Source organism: Sphingomonas radicis, from assembly GCF_051400635.1.
Classification (GTDB): domain Bacteria; phylum Pseudomonadota; class Alphaproteobacteria; order Sphingomonadales; family Sphingomonadaceae; genus Sphingomonas.
On the sequence record NZ_JBLFFG010000002.1, the window covers coordinates 35,456 to 52,137 of the forward strand.

The 16,682-nt window shown below is 66.5% G+C and carries 15 protein-coding genes and 1 tRNA gene; 8 read left to right on the plus strand and 8 right to left on the minus strand.

Annotated elements, in window-relative coordinates; genetic code table 11:
* Window positions 1-18 precede the first annotated feature (18 nt).
* The 7 genes from ACMGDH_RS07175 to ACMGDH_RS07205 all read right to left on the minus strand — a co-directional run bounded on the left by ACMGDH_RS07175 (window position 19) and on the right by ACMGDH_RS07205 (window position 5,760).
* Window positions 19-93 (minus strand) — tRNA-Glu (locus ACMGDH_RS07175).
* Window positions 94-148: 55 nt separating this feature from the next.
* On the minus strand, window positions 149-1,915 hold the full coding sequence (recJ, locus tag ACMGDH_RS07180; RefSeq protein ID WP_436827270.1) for a single-stranded-DNA-specific exonuclease RecJ: 1,767 nt from the start codon (window positions 1,913-1,915) through the stop codon (window positions 149-151).
* 240 nt (window positions 1,916-2,155) lie between these two features.
* Entirely contained in the window at window positions 2,156-2,884 is a 729-nt protein-coding gene (locus ACMGDH_RS07185; protein WP_436827271.1) for a 2OG-Fe(II) oxygenase, read from the minus strand.
* Window positions 2,885-3,002: 118 nt separating this feature from the next.
* Complete coding sequence (locus tag ACMGDH_RS07190; protein WP_436827272.1) at window positions 3,003-3,941, minus strand: RcnB family protein; 939 nt, start codon at window positions 3,939-3,941, stop codon at window positions 3,003-3,005.
* Between the two features lie 107 nt (window positions 3,942-4,048).
* Window positions 4,049-4,543 carry a (2Fe-2S)-binding protein gene (locus ACMGDH_RS07195; RefSeq protein ID WP_436827273.1) on the minus strand — a complete coding sequence of 165 codons (495 nt, stop codon included), beginning with the start codon at window positions 4,541-4,543 and terminating at the stop codon, window positions 4,049-4,051.
* Between the two features lie 141 nt (window positions 4,544-4,684).
* Entirely contained in the window at window positions 4,685-4,936 is a 252-nt protein-coding gene (locus ACMGDH_RS07200) for a GIY-YIG nuclease family protein (protein WP_436827274.1), read from the minus strand.
* A 50-nt stretch (window positions 4,937-4,986) separates the two neighbouring features.
* On the minus strand, window positions 4,987-5,760 hold the full coding sequence (locus ACMGDH_RS07205; RefSeq protein WP_436827275.1) for a class II aldolase/adducin family protein: 774 nt from the start codon (window positions 5,758-5,760) through the stop codon (window positions 4,987-4,989).
* 102 nt (window positions 5,761-5,862) lie between these two features.
* Here ACMGDH_RS07205 and ACMGDH_RS07210 point away from each other — a divergent pair, with 102 nt between their 5' ends.
* The gene (locus tag ACMGDH_RS07210) at window positions 5,863-6,078 is read left to right on the plus strand and encodes a hypothetical protein (RefSeq protein WP_436827276.1); all 216 of its coding nucleotides are present in this window, start codon (window positions 5,863-5,865) and stop codon (window positions 6,076-6,078) included.
* A gap of 11 nt (window positions 6,079-6,089) precedes the next feature.
* The gene (locus ACMGDH_RS07215; protein ID WP_436827277.1) at window positions 6,090-6,353 is read left to right on the plus strand and encodes a hypothetical protein; all 264 of its coding nucleotides are present in this window, start codon (window positions 6,090-6,092) and stop codon (window positions 6,351-6,353) included.
* A gap of 34 nt (window positions 6,354-6,387) precedes the next feature.
* On the opposite strand, the gene ACMGDH_RS07220 is transcribed toward ACMGDH_RS07215, so the two are convergent.
* On the minus strand, window positions 6,388-7,788 hold the full coding sequence (locus tag ACMGDH_RS07220; RefSeq protein WP_436827278.1) for a helix-turn-helix domain-containing protein: 1,401 nt from the start codon (window positions 7,786-7,788) through the stop codon (window positions 6,388-6,390).
* Between the two features lie 121 nt (window positions 7,789-7,909).
* On the opposite strand from ACMGDH_RS07220, the gene ACMGDH_RS07225 reads away from it, so the two are divergent.
* From ACMGDH_RS07225 to ACMGDH_RS07250, 6 genes are all read left to right on the plus strand, one after another.
* Complete coding sequence (locus ACMGDH_RS07225) at window positions 7,910-9,436, plus strand: acyl-CoA carboxylase subunit beta (protein ID WP_436827279.1); 1,527 nt, start codon at window positions 7,910-7,912, stop codon at window positions 9,434-9,436.
* Window positions 9,437-9,870: 434 nt separating this feature from the next.
* Window positions 9,871-10,290: a methylmalonyl-CoA epimerase gene (gene mce / locus ACMGDH_RS07230; protein WP_436827280.1), complete on the plus strand. Its 420-nt coding sequence runs from the start codon at window positions 9,871-9,873 to the stop codon at window positions 10,288-10,290.
* Window positions 10,291-10,422: 132 nt separating this feature from the next.
* Window positions 10,423-11,208, plus strand: a complete 786-nt coding sequence (locus ACMGDH_RS07235) for an enoyl-CoA hydratase-related protein (protein ID WP_436827281.1) — start codon at window positions 10,423-10,425, stop codon at window positions 11,206-11,208.
* Window positions 11,209-11,364: 156 nt separating this feature from the next.
* The gene (scpA, locus tag ACMGDH_RS07240) at window positions 11,365-13,497 is read left to right on the plus strand and encodes a methylmalonyl-CoA mutase (RefSeq protein WP_436827282.1); all 2,133 of its coding nucleotides are present in this window, start codon (window positions 11,365-11,367) and stop codon (window positions 13,495-13,497) included.
* On the plus strand, window positions 13,494-14,492 hold the full coding sequence (bioB, locus tag ACMGDH_RS07245; RefSeq protein ID WP_436827283.1) for a biotin synthase BioB: 999 nt from the start codon (window positions 13,494-13,496) through the stop codon (window positions 14,490-14,492). The genes scpA and bioB overlap by 4 nt, the downstream gene beginning before the upstream one ends.
* 121 nt (window positions 14,493-14,613) lie before the next feature.
* Entirely contained in the window at window positions 14,614-16,626 is a 2,013-nt protein-coding gene (locus ACMGDH_RS07250) for an acetyl-CoA carboxylase biotin carboxylase subunit (protein WP_436827284.1), read from the plus strand.
* Window positions 16,627-16,682: the final 56 nt, after the last annotated feature.

Consider the following 16,682-nt stretch of genomic DNA (forward strand, 5'->3'; position numbering starts at 1 on the left):
CGCCACCTGTGCGCGTGGTGGTGACCCCTACGGGAATCGAACCCGTGTTTCAGCCGTGAAAGGGCCGCGTCCTAACCGCTAGACGAAGGGGCCATGCCGAAGCGTGGAAGCGCCGGTTAGGGAAGGAACGGCGGTTGGTCAAGCGGGTTCAATCCACCCAGGCTGCATCTTCGATGTGGAGCTCGGCGGCGGGGCGCGGGCCCCAGTCGTCGATCTTCGCCCGGCCGGCGAGCCACAGCTTGCGGTGGCGGGGTGCGGAGAGCAGCGCGGCACCGAGTTCGGTATCAGCCTGGCGGAAGGCGACGGCCTTGAGGCTGCGCCCGTCGTCCCCGGCCACGATCGCGCGGACATGGCCGTTGCCGACCACATCGGCCTTGATCACCGACAGCGGCCCAGCCGCGACCCGCGGCGCCGGCCAGCCCATGCCATAGGGGCCGCCTTCCTCCATCGCATGGACCAGATCGGGGCAGACGCCCCCCGGCGCCACTACTGCGTCGAGCAGCAGCGCGCGTTCGCCCATGGCTTCGGTGACGCGCGTGGCGAGTCGCTCCTCCAGGAAATCGGAGAAGGTGTCGAGCATCGCCTCGGTAATTGTGACGCCGCACGCCATCGCGTGGCCGCCACCAGCCTGAAGCAGCCCGGCGTCCTTGGCGGCGAGCACCGCTGCGCCCAGATCCACGCCGGGGATCGAGCGCCCGGAGCCCTTGCCCAGCCCTGCCTCATCGAGTGCGATCACGATCGCCGGACGGCCGAGCTTCTCCTTGAGCCGGCCCGCGACGATGCCGATCACGCCCGGATGCCAGCCGTGCCCGGCGATCACCGCTACTGCGCGGTTGCCCCTGGACAGGCTGAGTTGCTCGGCGCCGAGCTGGACTTCGGCTTCAATCGCACGGCGCTCCTCGTTGAGCGTGTCGAGTTCGGCGGCGATCGCGCGCGCTTCGGCGGGGTCGCACGTGGTGAGCAGGCGGACTCCGAGGTCCGAGCGGCCGACGCGCCCCCCGGCGTTGATCCGCGGGCCCAGTGCGAAGCCGAGATCGGTGCAGGTCGGCGCGCGCGTGAGCCGCGAGGCTTCGATCAGAGCGTTGAGCCCGATGTTGCGGCGCTTCGTCATCACCTTGAGTCCCTGCGCCACGAAGGCGCGGTTGAGCCCCTTGAGCGACGCCACGTCGGCAACGGTGCCGAGCGCGACGAGATCGAGCAGGTCGAGCAGCCGCGGCTCGGGACATGAGGCAAAGAAGTTGCGTGCGCGCAGCGACCGGATCAGCGCCGCGCCGAGCAGGAACGCGACGCCGACCGCCGCAAGGTGGCCGTGCGCGGCGGCGCCCTCGGCTTCGTCGAGCCGATTGGGATTGATCAGCGCAAATGCTTCTGGAAGCTCCGAGGCGCATTTGTGATGATCGCAGACGATCACTTCGGCGCCGGCGGCGCGCGCCATCGCGAGTGCCTCGAACGCCTGCGCGCCGCAATCGACGGTGACGATCAGGCTCGCACCCTCGGCCTTGAGGCGCACCAGCGCTTCGCCCGATGGGCCATAGCCCTCCATCAGCCGATCGGGGATGTACGGCCGCGCCTCGAGCCCCAGATCGCGCAGCAGCAGGATCAGCAGCGCCGCGGAAGTGGCGCCGTCGACGTCATAGTCGCCGAAGATCGCCACCTGCTCGCGCCGCTCGACCGCGTCGGCGAGCCGTTCGGCGGCCTTATCCATATCGTTGAAGATCGACGGATCGGGCATGAACGCGCGGATGCTGGGCGCGCGGTGCGCGTCGATCGCCTCGCGCGGGCAGCCGCGGGCGAGGAGCAACTGGGTGATCAGGTCGTCGGGAGCGAAGGAAGGGTCGCGCGCGTCGGCCGCAAGGCCGCGCCAGCGCCAGGGCTGGCCGAGGATCGATCGGTGAATGTTGAGCACGGCGGTCATCCCGCGCTCCTGGAGCGGCACTGTGAAGTTGTCGAGCCGGGGCAGGTGAAGTTGACTCGGTTGACTCGGTTGACTCGGTTGACTCGGTTGACTCGGTTGACTCGTTCGCGGGTTTTTGCGGCACGAGTCAACGCAGATGCGATTGGGTAATCGCCTGCGCTGATTCGTTGATATCCCCCGACCGCCATGTGCATGGGGTGGCAGGCAAAATCCTACATTGCCAGCAGTTTCGCGCTACCTTCACTGCTCGTCCGAAGCGTTTCCCGGGGAGATGAAGGTAGAGAGCGGCGCCCGGAGCCAAGGGCTTTCACGAAACCATTTGGTTACGATGTATTTGGTGCCCTCGATCACGCGCATCCCCTCGTGGAGCGTATCGTAATTGGGGCTGCCGTCAGGGAGCATGTTGTTCCAGATCACGAGCAGCCGCTTCCGGGGCTTGAAGCGGATCCCGGCGCGGGGAAACCAGGTGGCGCCGCCCTCAGGCACTTCGTTGAGATAGGCCATGGCGGTCCAGGTCCGCTGGCCGCCGGTCTCCTTCATCTTCTCCCAATATTGGCTGGATTCGTGGAAATAGTCGCAGTGGGCGCGGAACTGCTGGTTGACCGAATAGCGTTGCCCCTGGAGCGTCTCGGCATTCTCACCGGGAATGCCGAGCAGATCGGCGATGCGCTGGTCGATCGGGCCCACCGTCGCGTCCCAGCGGCAGAGGTCCGAGCTGTCGCTGGTGCGATATTCGGGATCGTCACTCATCGCGAGCAGCGTCGACGGGCGCGAGCTGGCGTCGATCAACTGGATGAGCGCATCGCACTCGGCATCGCTCAGGAAATCGGGATAGGTATACATCTGCGCCGCGTCGGTCTTGGCACGGCGCACGTGGGGGTTCGCTTCGAGCCGCGTCGACACCTCACGGCCGATGCGCGCGCGGAGCGGGGAGGGGCCGCCGGAGATCTTCGCGACCGTCTTCTGCATGTCTGTCTTGCTCACGATGCCGAAATTGCGCCTGCTTCTGCGGATTGCAAGCGCCTGAAACGACGAGGGGCCCGGCGTCTCCACCGGGCCCCAGCTCTCGGCAGGGAAGCGCGCCTCCTTACCAGAAGAAGTCGTGCATCACGTCGACCACCTGACCCGTGTCGATATCGACCAGGAGCGCGTCGTTGTAATAGCGCACCCAGCGATAGGGACCATAGGCCGGCGGGAGCCGGTAGTGATAGGGATCGCTGATCCAGTATTGCTGCGCGAACAGCAGCGAGCTGAGCGTGAAGCCTACCGAGAAGCGGCGATAGCCATAGCCCCAGCCGACTGGCGCATAATAGCGCGGCAACCGGTAGATATGCCGGTAGCGGGAGCGATAGTCGCGCCAATCATAGCGGCGATCGTTGCGCCAGCTGTTGTTCCAGCGGCCGCGGTTGCGATCGTTGCTCCAGCTGCGGTTGCCGTCCCAGCGGCGATCGTTGTCCCAACGCCGGTCGTTGCCCCAGCGGCGATCGTTGTCGCGCCGGTCGTTGTCCCAGCGACGGTCGTTCGTGGTGTTCCGCGAGCCGTTCCAGTCGCGGTTGCCGCGGTTCCACCGGCCGTCGTTGCGGTCACGGTCGTCGCCGTTCCAGCGGCTGCGATCCCGGTCGCCGTCATTACGGCCGCCCCACTGGTTGCGGTCGCGATCACCGCGCCATTGCTGTTGCTGGCGGACGCGGTCGATATGCTGGGTGCCGCTCGAACGCTGGCCGTTCCACTGGCCGCGATCGGGGCGGGGCGCCTGCGGCTGGGCCTGCTGACGCTGCTGGCGCCAGTTGCCGTTGCCGCCACGCCAATCCTGGCGCTGGCTGCGCTCCTGACGCGGCTGCATCGAGGGGCGGCTCTGCGGGCGCCACGCGCTGCGGTCCTGGCGCTGCTGGGGCGCGGACTGCTGGCGGCTGTGGGCGGAGTCTCCGCCACGACCGCCGCCGCGGCCTCCCCGGTCCTGCGCGAGTGCCGCCGGCGGGACCAGAGCCGTTGCGGCGATGAGCACCGCGAGCAAGGTCTTCTTCATTCCAATGTCTCCGCTGGGCCGGCAGGGCGCCGGTGGCCAGATATCGACGTGCTAGAACCCTGTCGATGAGCGGTCCCTGAATTGCGGTGAAAGGCGGCAGAAAGGATTCATTCGACGGCCGGCGCGGCTTCCACCTCGGGCGCCGAATCACCTCGCGCGATCCGCGCCGCCTCCTCGATCGCGCCGAGCAGCCGCGGATAGATACCGCAGCGACAGATGTTCGCGATCGCGCCCTTGATGTCGTCCTCGGACGGATTGCGGTTGTTGCGGAGCAATACCGCTGCGGCCATCACCACGCCGGGGATGCAATAGCCGCACTGGGGGACATTGGCGGCGATCAGTGCTTGCTGGACCGGGTGGCTGCGGTCGCTGGGAAGCCCTTCGATCGTGGTTACGAACGTGCCTTCGAGCGCGCCGATCGTCTCCTGGCAGGCGAGCCGCACGGCCCCGTCGACATCGACGGTGCAGGCGCCGCAATCCCCGGTGCCGCAGCCGAACTTGGTGCCGGTGAGATTGGAAGCCTCGCGCAGCGCCCAGAGGAGCGGCGTGCGTGGGTCCATTTTGTATTCGACCGGCTGATTGTTGACGGTGAAGCGAGTCATTGATGGGTGTTTACGCTTCAAACCCGCACTTCGTCACCCCGACCTTGTGCCGGGGCCCACGGCAGCGCAAGTCATGCGGCAGCGGTTCAAGCCCGAAAAGCCCCACCGCCAGATCGTTCCACATCGGGTTCTGCCGCTCGATCAGTTACGCTTCCACTCTCGCCGGTAGCGCTTGAGCTGCTTCTCGCGCACTATTGCAGACTCCATGGTGCCGCCTACCTCGAAATAGGCCAGCCACTTGATTCCGTGCTTCTTGGTGTGCCCGTCAAAGAGTTCTTCGCGGTGTTGGACAATTTGGGCCCGCAGGTCGGAAGTCACACCTACGTAAACGGCACCATTATATCGGTTCGCTAATATGTAGACGCAGGGTGTCCGCTCGATCATGAGCGGCATTGTCTGCCTCGCGGTGGACCCCGGCACAAGGCCGGGGTGACGAATTTCTTTTACTCCCGCCAGCTCTTGTCCACCCGATCCACTAGTCGCACCATCGCGGCGAAATCGGGCGCGCCGGGGCCGCCGGGGAGCTGGACCTTGGAAAGGTCACGCTGGTGGACGGCCACTATTTCGTCCGGCACCAGCAGCGGCTTGCCCATCGAAAGCGTTGCGAGCTGGATCTCGCAGGCACGCTGGAGAGCCCAGTGCTTGATGAACGCCTCGGGCAGGGTGCGGCCCATCACGAGGATGCCGTGGTTGCGCAGCATCATCACGCGCTTGTCGCCGAGGTGTTCGATCAGCCGCTCGCCTTCCTCCGATCGTACCGTCACGCCTTCGAAGTCGTGATAGGCGATCTGGCCGATGAAGTTGCACGCGTAGAAGTTGATCGGCTGGAGCCCGCCTTCGAGCGCGCTCACTGCCATGCCCGCGGTGGTGTGGGTGTGCATGATGCAATGCGCATCGGGCAGGTTGCGGTGAAAGACGCTGTGCTGGGTGAAGCCCGCGAGGTTAACCGGGTAGGGCGAGCCATCGAGCTTGTTGCCGTCGATGTCGATCTTGACGAGGTTCGATGCCTTCACTTCGCTGAAGTGCAGCCCATAGGGATTGATCAGGAAGGCATTGTCCTCGCCGGGCACCTTCACGGTGATGTGGTTGTAGATCATCTCGGACCAGCCGAGGTGATCGAACACGCGGTAGCAGGCGGCGAGCTGCTGGCGCGCCTCCCATTCGGCGTCGCTGACGCCCGGCTTGTTGCCGGGTTCCGCCTGGAGCGCAGTGGCCATCGGTCCTCTCCTTAATCTATCGCGCGATTATGCCATGGCATCGCGGCGGGCGGCAACCGCGCGGGTGCTTCGCTGGTTTAGTTCTCCAAGAGGAGAGGCGAGATGACCAGCAGCAAGCACGACGAGACACAGCCCAAGGGCCGGCCGCGCGACGACCTGATGGAGAACCCCGGTATCGGCCAGTCCAAGGGGCTGTTCGCGACCGGCGCGGATCCCAATGAACTGGCCGGCGAGAACGCGATGGAAGGCGATGTCGAGAATGAAGCGGGCGCGCAGGGCCAGGCGTCGGACACGCGGCTCGGCCGCACCAACCGTTGAGGAGAGTAACCGTGGCAACCGACGACCGCCGCATGCACGAGGGCCGCTCGCGCAGCCTGGACGACCGCGAGCGCGGGCACCAGCGCTATGAGGAGCAGGCGCGCGACAGCGACCGGATCGGCACCGGCGAAGAGCGCGATTCCAATGCGCATCACCAAGCGCAGGGCAAGGCTGCCTCTTCGATCAACGAAGCCGAGCAGGAGAGCGCGCTGGGCGGCCATGTGGGCACGCGCTCGGGGCTGCGGGAGACGCGGGAGGACGAGCGGGACGGGTAATCGGCCATCCGGTGCTCCTGCTTCCGCAGGAGCACTAGGAAAAGGCGTAAGGTACCACGCTGCGCCGATCGGCGTCGATCGCGATGACCGAGCCGGCGGGCGGGAAGGCGCGCTGGTCGCAGTCGGTGCGCGGGCAGATGCGGCATGAGGCGCCGATCGGCGTGGCTGCGCCGCCGGGGCGGAGCGCATCGGCATAGACGAAATCGGCCGCGTGCGCTTCCTCGCAGCCAAGCGCGACGGCGTAGCGCCGCGGCGGCCGAGCGTAGCTACCCGATGGCTTGACCAGCCCCTTGGCCATCGAGACGTAGCGGGTGCCGTCGGGCATCTCGGCGAGCTGGACGAGAATGCGGTCGGGGATCGCGACGGCCTCGTGGACGATCCACAAGGGGCAGGCGCCGCCGAGCGCGGCGAACTGGAGCCGGGTAGCCGAATGGCGCTTGGTGATGTTGCCGGCCATGTCGACGCGGCAGAAGAAGAAGGGCAGACCCGCGGCGCCGGGGCGTTGGAGGGTCGAGAGCCGGTGGCATGCCTGCTCGAAGCTCACCCCGAAGCGCTGGCGGAGCCGATCGATGTCGTGGCGCGACTCGCGTGCAGCGGCGCGGAAGCCGCTATAGGGCATCAGCAGCGCGCCGGCGGCATAGTTGGCGAGGCCGACGCTCAGCAGCTCGCGCGCGGCAGGACTCGTGAGGCCGGCGTTCTCAACGACCTGGCGCATCTCGTTGGCGAACTCGTAGCGAACCAGCCGGTGCGCGAGCAGGAAGGCGCGGCTTTCGGGCGGCAGGGCACCGTTGAGCGCGAGCGTGCGGCTGCCCTCGTCGAAGCGGCTGAGCTCGTTGCCGTCGCCATCGGCGCGGACCAGGCGGACCGCATGCCAGAGCCGCAGCCGGTCCTCGAGGCTATGGCCATCGAGCGCGAGCGTTTCGGCGAGCGCCTCCGCAGAGCGATCTATCGCGTCGATGTAGTTTCCCTCGGCCTGGAACCAGTCGCGGACTTCCTCCCACGGGAGCGGGGCGGCTTCGCCCGATCCGGTATCGAACCGGTCGTCGAGCACGCGAAGCTGCTCCTGCGTGCGGCGCCACGCCTCGTGCACCGCAGTCAGGCGGCGGGCGAGCAGGGGCTGCTGCTCCACGCCGCGGCGGACGTCGGCTTCTTCCATCCGTTCGGCGGGGATGCTGGTGTCGGTGGCGGCATCTATAGCGCGCAGCAGGCCGGAGCTTTCGGTCTCGGCGCCGATATCGGCGGCTTCGAGCGGGAATTCGCGGGCGAGGGCGAGCAGCACCACGTCGGTGATCGGCCGGCTGTTGTTCTCGATCTGCGAGAGATAGGGCACCGAGATACCGAGCCGTGCGGCCATCGCCGACTGGCTGAGCCCAATGCGGCGGCGCAGGTCGCGCAGGCGGAAACCTTCGAACAATCGGCGGCGGGGTATGGCCATGGCGCAAGCATATTCTGCAAACCTGACCGCTGCAACTTTGCAACATTGCATTTGCACAGGCGAACGTGCCCTGTGCAGAAGGCGCCACCGCTGGAGACCGGCCAATCTCCTGGAGAGCTGAATGTCGTCGACGATCGAGGAACTGGAGCGCCGCCGCGCCGCGGCCCGCCTGGGCGGCGGGCAGAAGCGGATCGACGCGCAGCACGCCAAGGGCAAGCTGACCGCGCGCGAGCGGATCGAAGTGCTGCTCGACCAGGGATCGTTCGAGGAGCTCGACATGTATGTCGAGCACAATTGCGTCGATTTCGGGATGGAGGAGCAGATCGTCCCCGGTGACGGCGTCGTCACCGGCAGCGGCACGATCAACGGCCGCCTCGTTTTCGTGTTCAGCCAGGATTTCACGGTGTTCGGCGGCTCGCTTTCCGAGCGCCACGCACAGAAGATCTGCAAGATCATGGATATGGCGATGAAGGTCGGCGCGCCCGTGATCGGATTGAACGACAGCGGCGGCGCGCGCATCCAGGAGGGGGTGGCGTCGCTCGGCGGCTATGCCGAGGTATTCCAGCGCAACGTGCTCGCCAGCGGCGTGGTGCCGCAATTGAGCCTGATCATGGGCCCCTGCGCAGGCGGGGCCGTCTATTCTCCCGCGATGACCGACTTCATCTTCATGGTGAAGGATTCATCGTACATGTTCGTCACCGGCCCGGATGTAGTGAAGACCGTTACAAACGAGATCGTCACGCAGGAGGAGCTGGGTGGAGCGGTGACGCATACCACGAAGTCGGGGGTCGCCGACGTGGCCTTCGACAATGATATCGAGGCGCTGCTCGCGGCCCGCGACTTCGTGGACTTCCTTCCCGCGTCCAATCGGGAAAGCGTTCCCGAGCGGCCGTGCGACGATCCGTGGGATCGCGTCGAGGGAAGCCTCGACACGCTGATCCCGCCGAGCGCCAACCAGCCCTATGATATGCACGAATGCGTGCGGAAGGTGCTCGACGACGGCGAGTTCTTCGAGCTCCAGCCGAGCCACGCCGGCAACATCCTGATCGGCTTCGGGCGGATCGAGGGGCGCACGGTGGGCGTGGTGGCGAACCAGCCGATGGTGCTGGCGGGGGTGCTCGACATCAACTCGTCGAAGAAGGCAGCGCGGTTCGTGCGCTTCTGCGACGCGTTCGAGATCCCGATCGTGACCTTCGTCGACGTGCCGGGCTTCCTGCCGGGCGTTGGGCAGGAGCATAGCGGCATCATCAAGCACGGCGCCAAGCTGCTCTTCGCCTATGCCGAGGCGACGGTGCCCAAGATCACCGTGATCACGCGGAAGGCATATGGCGGCGCCTATGACGTCATGGCGTCGAAGCACCTGCGCGGCGATTTGAATTACGCCTGGCCGACTGCCGAGATCGCAGTGATGGGGGCCAAGGGGGCGGTCGAGATCATCTTCCGCGGCAAGACGCCTGAGGAGATTGCCGAGCGCACTGCCGAATATGAGGCGCGCTTCGCCAATCCGTTCGTGGCGGCGAGCAAGGGGTTCATCGACGAAGTGATCATGCCGCATTCAACGCGGCGGCGGGTGGCGCTGGGGCTACGCAAGCTGCGGAACAAGCAGCTCGAGAACCCGTGGAAGAAGCATGACAATATTCCGCTGTGAGCTAGCGATATGGCTCCTGAACTAGTCTCCGCGCTAATTGGCTTCGGTGGCGCCATTATAGGCGGTGTCGTCCAATCGGCCTTCGGTTGGCGTCAAGCTCACGCGCAGTTTCTACGTGACTCTCGTGCGCGAGATTATGCTCTCTTTGCAGAGTCTTTAGCTGCCATGTCTCAGTCCTCTCCAGGAGATCCTGAACGTACTAAGGCTATTCAGATCAGCATCGAAGCGAAAACTAAAATCATTTTGAACGGGTCACCCGCCGTTGTGCGCGCCCTTGCAAAGCATTCGAGTCATGCTGTCCTGAGTTCCGACGAGTCCTATAGCGACTTTTGCAGTTTGGTAGCGGCAATGCGGAAGGATTTGGGTGGACTTAGGGACGACGAACTAGAGCTAATGACACGAGCAATTTTGTTCGAGACGAAGGCACTTGGGCGATGAAACTCGGCCGCCTCAACCATGTCGGCGTCGCTACGCCTTCGATCGAAGCTTCGGTCACCTTCTATCGCGACGTGATGGGCGCGGAGGTGATCCGCGAGCCCTTCGACTTGCCCGCGCAGGGGGTGAGAGTGTGCTTCGTCGATACGCCCAACACCCAGATCGAGCTGATCGAGCCGCTGGGCGAGAGTTCGCCGATTCACGGTTTCCTCGCGAAAAACCCGGCGGGCGGGCAGCATCACCTCTGTTACGAAGTGCCCGATATCCACGAAGCCAAGGCGTGGTTCGAGGCGAAGGGCGCCAAGGTGCTCGGCGAGCCGCGGATCGGCGCGCACGGGACACTGATTTTCTTCGTGCACCCGAAAGACATGGGCGGCGTTCTCACCGAGATCATGGAGACGCCGCGCGATGCGCACTAAAGCCGCCTTTATCCGTCACCCCGGACTTGTTCCGGGGTCCACCGGGCGACGGGCAATGCGCGTCGTTGTGAAGGCGTCGCGTGCGGCGCGGTGGACCCCGGCACGAGGCCGGGGTGACGAAGGAAAATGATAATGTCCGGCTTCGAACATATCCTCACCGAGCGGCGCGGCGACGTGCTCGCTATCACGCTCAACCGGCCCGATCGGCTCAATGCCGCGCCGCCGGCGATGTTCGACGAGATCAGTGCGGCGATCGGCGCGCTGGAAGGCGCGCGGGCGGTGCTGCTGCTGGGGGCGGGCAAGGCTTTCTGCTCGGGTGCCGATGTGATCGCGGGTGCTCTGGGAGCGAGCGATCCTGGGGCGGCGACGCATTCTGCCCTGACGGAGCATTACAATCCCGCGCTCGCGGCGATTGCCGATCTTGCGGTGCCGGTGGTGAGCGCAGTGCGCGGGCCCGCGGCGGGGATCGGCTGCAGCCTGGCGCTGGCCGCGGATTTCTGCGTGGCGAGCAACACCGCCTATTTCCTCCAGGCGTTCGTCAACATCGGGCTGGTGCCCGACGGCGGCGCGAGCTGGATGCTGCCGCGGCTGATCGGCCGGCACCGCGCGCTGGAGATGATGATGCTCGGCGAGCGCCTGCCCGCCGACAAGGCGCGCGACTGGGGCCTGGTCTACCGCGTGGTGCATGACGACGTGCTGGAGGACGAGGCGTGGCGGCTGGCCGAGCGGCTCGCCGCGGGGCCGACCGTGGCGCTCGGGCTGATCCGCGGGCAGCTCCATGCCGCGCTCGATTCGAGCTATGCCGAGGCGATGGCACGCGAGGCAGACAACCAGCGCGCCGCGCGGGGCACTGCGGATTCGATGGAGGGCGGGATGGCGTTCCTCCAGAAGCGCAAGCCGGAGTTCAAGGGACGGTGAGAGGTTTACCGTTTATCTCCCTCTCCCCTTGTGGGAGAGGGAAGGGGCCCGCCGCCGCAGGCGGTGGGAAGGGTGAGGGGGCCGCGCGTCTCACTCCCCCTCACCCTTCCGCCGACTTCGTCGGCTCCCTCTCTCTCCCACAAGGGGAGAGGGAGAATGACTAACAAGCCCTCTCTCGATGCCTGGGCGAAGCTTGCCGCGAAGGAAGTCCGCGACGCCGATCTCACCTGGCACACGCCCGAGGGGATCGCGGTCAAGCCGCTCTACACCCTGGCGGATGCGCCCGATCCGGGGCTCCCCGGTTTCGCGCCGTTCACGCGCGGGGTGAAGGCGACGATGTACGCCGGGCGGCCCTGGACGATCCGGCAATATGCGGGATTCTCGACTGCCGAGGAGTCGAACGCCTTCTACCGCCGCAACCTCGCCGCGGGGCAGAAAGGGCTTTCGATCGCCTTCGATCTCGCCACACACCGGGGATACGACAGCGATCACCCGCGCGTGGTCGGCGATGTCGGCAAGGCGGGTGTGGCGATCGACACGCTCGCCGACATGCAGATGCTGTTCGACGGCATTCCGCTCGACCAGATGTCGGTGAGCATGACGATGAACGGTGCGGTGCTGCCGTGCCTCGCCTTCTACATCGTCGCTGCGGAAGAGCAGGGGGTGCGGCAGGACCAGCTCACCGGGACCATCCAGAACGACATCCTCAAGGAGTTCATGGTCCGCAATACCTATATCTACCCGCCCGAGCCTTCGATGCGGATCGTTGCGGACATTATCGCCTACACCGCCGAACACATGCCGCGGTTCAACTCGATCTCGATCTCGGGCTATCACATGCACGAGGCCGGAGCGACGGCGGTGCAGGAGCTGGCCTTCACCCTGGCCGACGGCATGGCCTATGTCCGCGCGGCGCTCGATCGCGGGCTCGATATCGATGCCTTCGCAGGGCGTTTGTCGTTCTTCTTCGGAATTGGCATGAACTTCTTCATGGAGGTGGCCAAGCTCCGCGCGGCACGCACCTTGTGGAGCCGGATCATCGCCGGGTTCGGCGGTAGCGAGCGCTCGCAGATGCTGCGCACCCATTGCCAGACCTCCGGCGTCTCGCTCCAGGAGCAGGATCCGTACAACAACGTCATCCGCACCACGATCGAGGCGATGGCGGCGACCTTCGGCGGCACGCAGAGCCTCCACACCAACAGCCTCGACGAAGCGGTGGCGCTGCCCACCGACTTCTCTGCGCGGATCGCGCGCAACACGCAGCTGATCCTGCAGGAAGAGACCGGGATGACGCATGTCGTCGATCCGCTGGGCGGCTCCTATTATGTCGAGGCGCTCACCGCCGAGCTCGCCGAAAAGGCCTGGGCGCTGATCGAGGAAGTCGAGGCGGCCGGCGGCATGACCCATGCAGTCGAGAAGGGCATCCCCAAGGAGCACATCGAGCGCGCGGCGGCGGCGCGGCAGGCGCGGGTCGACCGCGGCGAAGACGTGATCGTCGGGGTCAACAAATACCGGCTCGCCGAGGAGGCGCCGATCGACATCCTCGACATCGACAACGCCCGGGTTCGTGCCGACCAGATCCGGCGGATCGAGCAGACGCGTGCCGAACGCGACGGGGATCGGGCGGCGGCGGCGCTGGGCGCGTTGCGCGAAGGCGCGATGGGAAGCGCGAACCTGCTCGCGCTCTGCGTCGAGGCCGCGCGGGCGCGCTGCACGCTGGGCGAAATGTCGGCGGCGATGGAAGCCGCGTTCGGCCGCCATGCGGTGGGCGTCACGCCGATCAAGGGCGTCTACGGCCCCGCGCATGCAGAGGATGCCGGCTGGCTGCGCGCGCAGGACGGGGTCGCCGCATTCGAGCGCCGCACCGGGCGCAAGCCGCGCGTGCTGGTCGCCAAGATGGGGCAGGACGGGCACGACCGCGGCGCGAACGTGGTCGCCAGTGCCTTTGCCGATCTGGGGTTCGACGTGATCTCGGGCCCGCTGTTCCAGACGCCCGCCGAGACGTGCGCGCTGGCGCTGGAGAAGCAAGTCGACGTGGTCGGCGCTTCGAGTCTGGCGGCAGGACACAAGACGCTGATTCCCGAGCTTGTCCGTCAGCTCAAGGAGGCGGGCCGGGCGGACATCAAGGTGGTGGCCGGCGGGGTGATTCCGCCGCAGGACTATGAATATCTGCGCGAGCACGGCGTGCAGGCGATCTTCGGCCCGGGCACCAACCTGGTGAACGCAGCCGCCGAAGTGCTACGGCTGCTCGGCCATAACCTGCCGCCGATGGGGGAGGCTGCCGAATGAATGACGGGGTACGCAACGACTGGACCCGCGACGAGATCGCCGCGCTGTTCGATCTGCCGTTCGGTGAGCTCGTGTTCCGCGCGCAGACCGTGCACCACGAACATCACGCGCCCGATCAGGTCCAGATGTCGACGCTGCTCTCGATCAAGACCGGTGGCTGCCCGGAGGATTGCGGCTATTGCAACCAGTCGGTGCATGCCGAGACGGGGCTCAAGGCGACCAAGCTGATGGACGTGCGTGCGGTGCTTCAGGCAGCGGCGCAGGCGAAAGACAATGGCTCGTCGCGCTTCTGCATGGGCGCGGCGTGGCGTAACCCCAAGGATCGCGACATGCCCGCCATCATCGAGATGGTACGTGGGGTGCGCCAGATGGGGATGGAGACCTGCATGACGCTCGGCATGCTCACGCCTGCCCAGGCGGCGATGCTCGCCGATGCCGGGCTCGACTACTACAACCACAATATCGATACCTCGCCCGAGCGCTATGGCGAGGTGATCACCACCCGGACTTTCGAGGAGCGGCTCGATACGCTGGAGCATGTTCGCGAGGCGGGGATCAACGTCTGCTGCGGGGGGATCGTGGGCATGGGCGAGACGCGCGGCGACCGCGTGGGCTTCATCCATGCGCTCGCCACGCTGCCTCGCCATCCCGAGAGCGTGCCCGTCAACGCGCTGGTGCCGGTGAAGGGCACGGTGCTGGGGGACATGCTGGCGGACACGCCGCTGGCGAAGATCGACGATATCGAGTTCGTGCGGACGATCGCGGTGGCGCGGATCACGATGCCGGCGAGCATGGTGCGGCTGTCGGCCGGACGCGAGAGCATGAGCGATGCGACGCAAGCCTTGTGCTTCCTCGCGGGCGCCAATTCGATCTTCACCGGCGACAAGCTGCTCACCACCGGCAATGCCGGCGACGACAAAGACGCGGCACTGTTCGCACGGTTGGGGATCGTGCCGATGGCAGCCGAGAAGGCCGAGCTCGAGACAGCGGAGTGAAGTCTATCCACCGTCATGCTGAACCTGTTTCAGCATCCAACTCTCCTCCAGCGGCGTCGTCTGTGGCGCGGTCGACCCTGAAACAAGTTCAGGGTGACGAAGAAGAATTCCGAGGAGCCTGATGTTCAAGAAAATCCTGGTCGCCAATCGCGGCGAGATCGCGTGCCGGGTGATGCGCACTGCCAAGAAGATGGGGATCGCCACGGTCGCGGTCTATTCGGATGCCGATGCGCGGGCGCCGCATGTGCGGATGGCGGACGAGGCGGTGCGGCTCGGGCCGGCTCCGGCGGCAGAGTCCTATCTCAAAGCCGAGCTGATCCTGCTCGCGGCCACGCAGACCGGGGCGGACGCGATCCACCCGGGCTATGGGTTCCTTTCCGAGCGCGAGAGCTTCGCCAAGGCGTGTGCCGAGGCGGGTATCGCCTTCATCGGGCCGCCGCCGGGCGCGATCGCGGCGATGGGCGACAAGATCGAATCCAAGAAGCTCGCCAAGCAGGCCGGGGTCAACGTCGTCCCCGGTTTCGTCGGGGAGATCGCCGACACCGAGCACGCCGTGAAGATCGCCACCGAGATCGGCTATCCGGTGATGATGAAGGCCTCGGCCGGGGGCGGGGGCAAGGGGATGCGGCTCGCGTACAGTGAGCAGGACGTCCGCGAAGGCTTCGAGGCGACCAAGCGCGAGGGGCTTGCGAGCTTCGGCGACGACCGTGTGTTCATCGAGAAGTTCATCGAGCAGCCGCGCCACATCGAAATCCAGGTGCTGGGCGACCAGCACGGCAGCATCGTCTATCTGGGCGAGCGCGAATGCTCGATCCAGCGGCGGCACCAGAAGGTGGTCGAGGAAGCGCCGTCGCCGTTCGTCACGCCCGAGATGCGCAAGCGGATGGGCGAACAGGCGGTCGCGCTCGCGCGGGCTGTGGGCTATTATTCGGCGGGGACGGTCGAGCTGATCGTCAGCGGCGCCGACACGAGCGGCGAAGGCTTCTACTTTCTCGAGATGAACACTCGGCTCCAGGTCGAGCATCCGGTGACCGAGGAAGTCACCGGCCTGGATCTGGTCGAGCAGATGATCCGCGTCGCGGCGGGCGAGAAGCTTAGCTTCGGCCAGGAGGATGTGAAGCTCACCGGCTGGGCGATCGAGAACCGCGTCTACGCCGAGGACCCGTATCGCGGCTTCCTGCCGAGCACAGGCCGGCTCGTGCGCTACATGCCGCCCGCCGAGGTGCGCGACGCGAGCGGCGTGACACGCGTCGACGACGGCGTGACCGAGGGCAGCGAGATCAGCATGTTCTATGATCCGATGATCGCCAAGCTGGTCACCTGGGCGCCCACGCGCGAAGAGGCAGCCGCGCGGCAAGTGGCGGCGCTCGATCGGTTCCGGATCGAGGGCATCGGCCACAATATCGATTTCCTCTCCGCGATCGTCCAGCACCCGCGCTTCCTGGAGGGGCGGCTGACCACCGGGTTCATCGCCGAGGAATATCCGGAAGGCTTCGCGGGGGCGCCTGCGTCGACCCAGCTCAAGCACAAGCTGGCGGCCGTGGCCGTGGCTGCCGACCTCGCACGCACCGCGCGCGCGGCGGAGATTTCGGGCCAGCTCAACGGGCCGGTCTACGGCGTGCCTGCGCGAACCGTGCTGATCGACGGCGAGCGTTTCGACATCACCGTGGACGGCTATGACGGCGGCCTCCTGATCAACTTCGGTCCCGACAAGGCGCCGCTCGATCTCGTCGGCCGCTGGCGGCCGGGCGAGCCGCTGTTCGCCGTACGGATCGACGATGAGCCGCTGACCGTGGGGATCGAGCGCAAGGGCGCCGCTTGGCGGCTCACGGCGCACGGCGCGGCGCACAAGGTGGAGGTGCTGCCGCCGCACATCGCGCAATACCGGCATCACATGATCGAGAAGGTGCCGCCGGACCTCTCGAGGTTCCTGCTCGCGCCGATGCCGGGGCTATTGACCCAGCTTCACGTCGCGCCGGGGGACAAGGTGGAGGCGGGGCAAGCGCTCGCGGTGGTCGAGGCGATGAAGATGGAGAACATCCTTCGCGCGGAGCGCGCGGGCACCGTCAAGGCGGCGAACTTCGCGCCCGGGGACAGCCTGGCGGTGGACGCGGCGATCCTGGAGTTCGAGTGAGGTAATGGGTGAACCCTGAAAGCGCCTATCCTCCCCCGCCAGGGGGAGGTGGTAGG

What these genes read in the sequence shown, in the direction of transcription:
- recJ (WP_436827270.1), bottom strand. Translation starts at nt 1,915, where the DNA reads ATGACCGCCGTGCTCAACATTCACCGATCGATCCTCGGCCAGCCCTGG.
- ACMGDH_RS07185 (WP_436827271.1), bottom strand. Translation starts at nt 2,884, where the DNA reads ATGCAGAAGACGGTCGCGAAGATCTCCGGCGGCCCCTCCCCGCTCCGC.
- ACMGDH_RS07190 (WP_436827272.1), bottom strand. Translation starts at nt 3,941, where the DNA reads ATGAAGAAGACCTTGCTCGCGGTGCTCATCGCCGCAACGGCTCTGGTC.
- ACMGDH_RS07195 (WP_436827273.1), bottom strand. Translation starts at nt 4,543, where the DNA reads ATGACTCGCTTCACCGTCAACAATCAGCCGGTCGAATACAAAATGGAC.
- ACMGDH_RS07200 (WP_436827274.1), bottom strand. Translation starts at nt 4,936, where the DNA reads ATGCCGCTCATGATCGAGCGGACACCCTGCGTCTACATATTAGCGAAC.
- ACMGDH_RS07205 (WP_436827275.1), bottom strand. Translation starts at nt 5,760, where the DNA reads ATGGCCACTGCGCTCCAGGCGGAACCCGGCAACAAGCCGGGCGTCAGC.
- ACMGDH_RS07210 (WP_436827276.1), top strand. Translation starts at nt 5,863, where the DNA reads ATGACCAGCAGCAAGCACGACGAGACACAGCCCAAGGGCCGGCCGCGC.
- ACMGDH_RS07220 (WP_436827278.1), bottom strand. Translation starts at nt 7,788, where the DNA reads ATGGCCATACCCCGCCGCCGATTGTTCGAAGGTTTCCGCCTGCGCGAC.
- ACMGDH_RS07225 (WP_436827279.1), top strand. Translation starts at nt 7,910, where the DNA reads ATGTCGTCGACGATCGAGGAACTGGAGCGCCGCCGCGCCGCGGCCCGC.
- mce (WP_436827280.1), top strand. Translation starts at nt 9,871, where the DNA reads ATGAAACTCGGCCGCCTCAACCATGTCGGCGTCGCTACGCCTTCGATC.
- ACMGDH_RS07235 (WP_436827281.1), top strand. Translation starts at nt 10,423, where the DNA reads ATGTCCGGCTTCGAACATATCCTCACCGAGCGGCGCGGCGACGTGCTC.
- scpA (WP_436827282.1), top strand. Translation starts at nt 11,365, where the DNA reads ATGACTAACAAGCCCTCTCTCGATGCCTGGGCGAAGCTTGCCGCGAAG.
- bioB (WP_436827283.1), top strand. Translation starts at nt 13,494, where the DNA reads ATGAATGACGGGGTACGCAACGACTGGACCCGCGACGAGATCGCCGCG.
- ACMGDH_RS07250 (WP_436827284.1), top strand. Translation starts at nt 14,614, where the DNA reads ATGTTCAAGAAAATCCTGGTCGCCAATCGCGGCGAGATCGCGTGCCGG.